Raw genomic sequence first — 2954 nt, forward strand, 5'->3', positions numbered from 1 at the left:
GGGATGGTTCCGTTGCCGGGCAGGGCCACGCCGATGGTTTCGGCCAGACAGTTCATGGAGGTGGCGGTAAACATGCCCGCACAGGCTCCGCAGCCGGGGCAGGCGCGCTCGGCCATGTACTCCAGTTCCTCTTCGCTCATGGCTCCGCTGCGCACCTTGCCCACGGCCTCAAAAACCGTGATCAGGTCGCCGCGTTGGCGCGGGCCGATATTGCCGGGCAGCATGGGACCACCGGAAACCATGACCGAAGGTATATTAAGGCGCATCATAGCCATGAGCATGCCCGGCACACACTTGTCGCAGTTAGGTATGAAAACCAGGGCGTCAAAGGCGTGGGCGCGGGCCATAATCTCCACAGAATCGGCAATAAACTCGCGCGAGGGCAATGAAAAACGCATGCCTTCATGGTTCATGGCAAGACCGTCGCAGACGGCTATGGCCGGAAACTGCAAAGGCGTTCCTCCAGCCATGCGCACTCCGGCTTTTACCGCGTCTGCAAGAGCATTGAGATGTAGATGGCCCGGCACAACCTCGCTGGCCGCATTGACCACGCCTACCAGCGGGCGGTCCATTTCTTCCCTGGTCAGGCCCAGGGCATAAAGCAGGGAACGGTGGGGGGCTTTTTCAAGGCCGGACTTCATTTTTTTGCTGCGGCTCTCATCCATGACGGCATCCTTGCGTTATAATAGCGGGTCTTCCCGCAGCCATGCGCGGCGCGGGCAATTTTTTTATGGTAAGGCAAAAGACCGCGTGCGTAAATACGCGCCCGGCAAGGCCGGGCGGGCGGCATGCACAGCCCGGCGATAACGCGCCAGATTTTTTTTCGCTGAAAGCCCGCGCGCTCTTGAGAGCCGAGGGGAAGTGAGCTAGTTTCCGTGCATGCAAAGCTCCACTCCCACCCTGGCGCGCCGCTATACCTTCAAGCTTCTGGCCAATATCGCCACCGTGCCCGTTTATCTGGTCATGGAGGCCATACTGCCGCGCGCTCTGGGACCGCAAATGTACGGCAACTACAGCTTTGCCACCAACCTGTTCCAGCAGCTCACCGGCTTTCTGGATATGGGAACCTCCACCTGCTTTTACAACGCCCTGTCGCGCAGGCAGAACGAAACCGGACTTGCGACCTTTTACGCCCGCGTAACGGTGCTTGTGATGGGCATTATTCTGCTGGCGGCCCTGGCCTTGCAGGCCCCTCTTCTGGGCGACCTGCTCATGCCTGATGTACCCTTGTGGCTGGCCCCCCTGGCGGCTCTCTGGGCCTTTCTTACCTGGTGGGGGCGGGTGCTGCGCTCAATGAACGACGCCGTGGGAGCCACGGTGGCGTCCGAAATGGTGCGCACAGTCGTCTCACTTTTTATGGTGGCCCTGCTGGGCCTCATGTTCTGGCAGGACTGGCTGAACATACACACGCTTTTTGCCCAGCAGTACCTCATGCTCGGCCTTATGGCCCTCGGCTACTGGCTTGTAACGCGCCGCCACTGGCGCAGCCGCGACGTGGCCGTGCGCTTCAGGTTGCCCGCAGGACAGGGCAAGGCGTACAGCCGCGAATTCTTCACTTACAGCCATCCGCTTTTTGTGCAGGCGCTGCTTTCCTTTTTGCTGCTCACGGCCGAACGCTGGCTTTTGCAGTGGTTTGACGGCAGCGTACAGCAGGGCTTTTTTGCGCTGTCGCAAAAAGTCAGCATGGCCTGCTTTTTATTCGTTTCTGCCATGACGCCCCTGATCATGCGCGAACTGTCCATTGCCTGGGGACACAATGACCGCGAAGCCATGGGCCGCCTGCTTACGCGCTTTGCCCCCCTGCTTTACGTGGTTGCGGCCTATTTTTCCTGTTTTACGCTTATGGAAGGCTCGGCCCTGGTGGATTTTTTCGGCGGCGCGGAATTTGCCGCCGCCACCCTGCCCGTGCAGATCATGGCCCTGTACCCCCTGCATCAGGCATACGGCCAGTTGGCGGGATCGGTCTTTCATGCCACGGGGCGTACGCGCGTGCTGCGCAACATGGCGGCCCTCGAGTGCGTTTACGGCTTTACCGCCGCCTGGTTTCTGCTGGCCCCGCCGGAGTATATGGGCCTGAACCTCGGCGCGGTGGGGCTGGCCCTGAAAACTGTGGCGGTGCAGATCATTACCGTCAACGTCTACCTGTGGCTGGCATCGCGCTTTCTGCCTCTGAGCTTCTGGCGCAACGTGGCCCACCAGATATGGAGTCTGGCCGTGCTGCTGGGCCTGGCCTGGCTTTGCCGCGAAGGTACGCTCATGGCCGGTCTGGGCGATATGGACACGTTTTCGCGCTTTTTCATCTCCGGCGTACTGTACAGCGTGGGAACGGTGTTGCTCTGCCTGAGTCTGCCCGCGCTGCTCGGCCTGTCGCGGCAAGACCTGCGCGAACTTGTGGCACGCTTTAAAAAATCCCGTCAAAAGACCGCCTGAGCAGGCTGAAACTTTTCGCACTGCTGAAATTTTTTGCACTGCGGCCTGGCGGTAGCGTCTGGCCCGCACGGTCACGCAGCATAGTCCGCAAAGATCCGCCCTGCGCGGCAAAGGCCCCACTGCAAGCAGTGGGGCCTTTGCTGTCATACCGGGCCGGAGCACGGTCAGGTCGGGGCAAAAGGACAGAGAATACGGCTACGCGCCTGAACGCAAACCCGCGATGAGGGTTTCAAGGTCGCGAGCCTGACGCGCCAGATCCGCGATGGCGGCCGTACACTGGCTCATGGCCTGATCAGTGGCTGTGGCAATGTCGCTGATGGAGCTGATGGCCCGGTTGATTTCCTCAGAGGTTGCGGACTGCTCCTCAGCCGCTGTGGCAATGGAGTGTACCTGGTCACCGGCGCTTTCCACCATATGCACAACCTGGGCAATGGCCGCGCCGGAGCGCTGGGCCAGATCCGTAGCCTCACCCACGCGCTTGCCCGCGGCTTCCATCTGGCTTACGGCCGCCGTTGTACCCTGCT

General features: G+C 60.9%; 2 protein-coding genes and 1 pseudogene. 1 reads left to right on the forward strand and 2 read right to left on the reverse strand.

Going from position 1 to position 2954, the window contains the following annotated elements; translation table 11 throughout:
• On the reverse strand, positions 1–665 hold a 665-nt coding region (locus tag V6C16_RS10545; protein ID WP_333543168.1), incomplete at its 3' end, for a dihydroxy-acid dehydratase domain-containing protein.
• A gap of 214 nt (positions 666–879) precedes the next feature.
• Between V6C16_RS10545 and V6C16_RS10550 the strand changes: the two genes are divergently transcribed.
• Entirely contained in the window at positions 880–2430 is a 1551-nt protein-coding gene (locus tag V6C16_RS10550) for a lipopolysaccharide biosynthesis protein (protein ID WP_333536150.1), read from the forward strand.
• Between the two features lie 195 nt (positions 2431–2625).
• On the opposite strand, the pseudogene V6C16_RS10555 reads toward V6C16_RS10550, so the two are convergent.
• Positions 2626–2954 (reverse strand): annotated as a pseudogene (locus tag V6C16_RS10555) (methyl-accepting chemotaxis protein); the annotation flags it as partial.

Origin of the sequence: Desulfovibrio sp. 1188_IL3213, from assembly GCF_036763145.1 — a bacterium.
Classification (GTDB): domain Bacteria; phylum Desulfobacterota; class Desulfovibrionia; order Desulfovibrionales; family Desulfovibrionaceae; genus Desulfovibrio.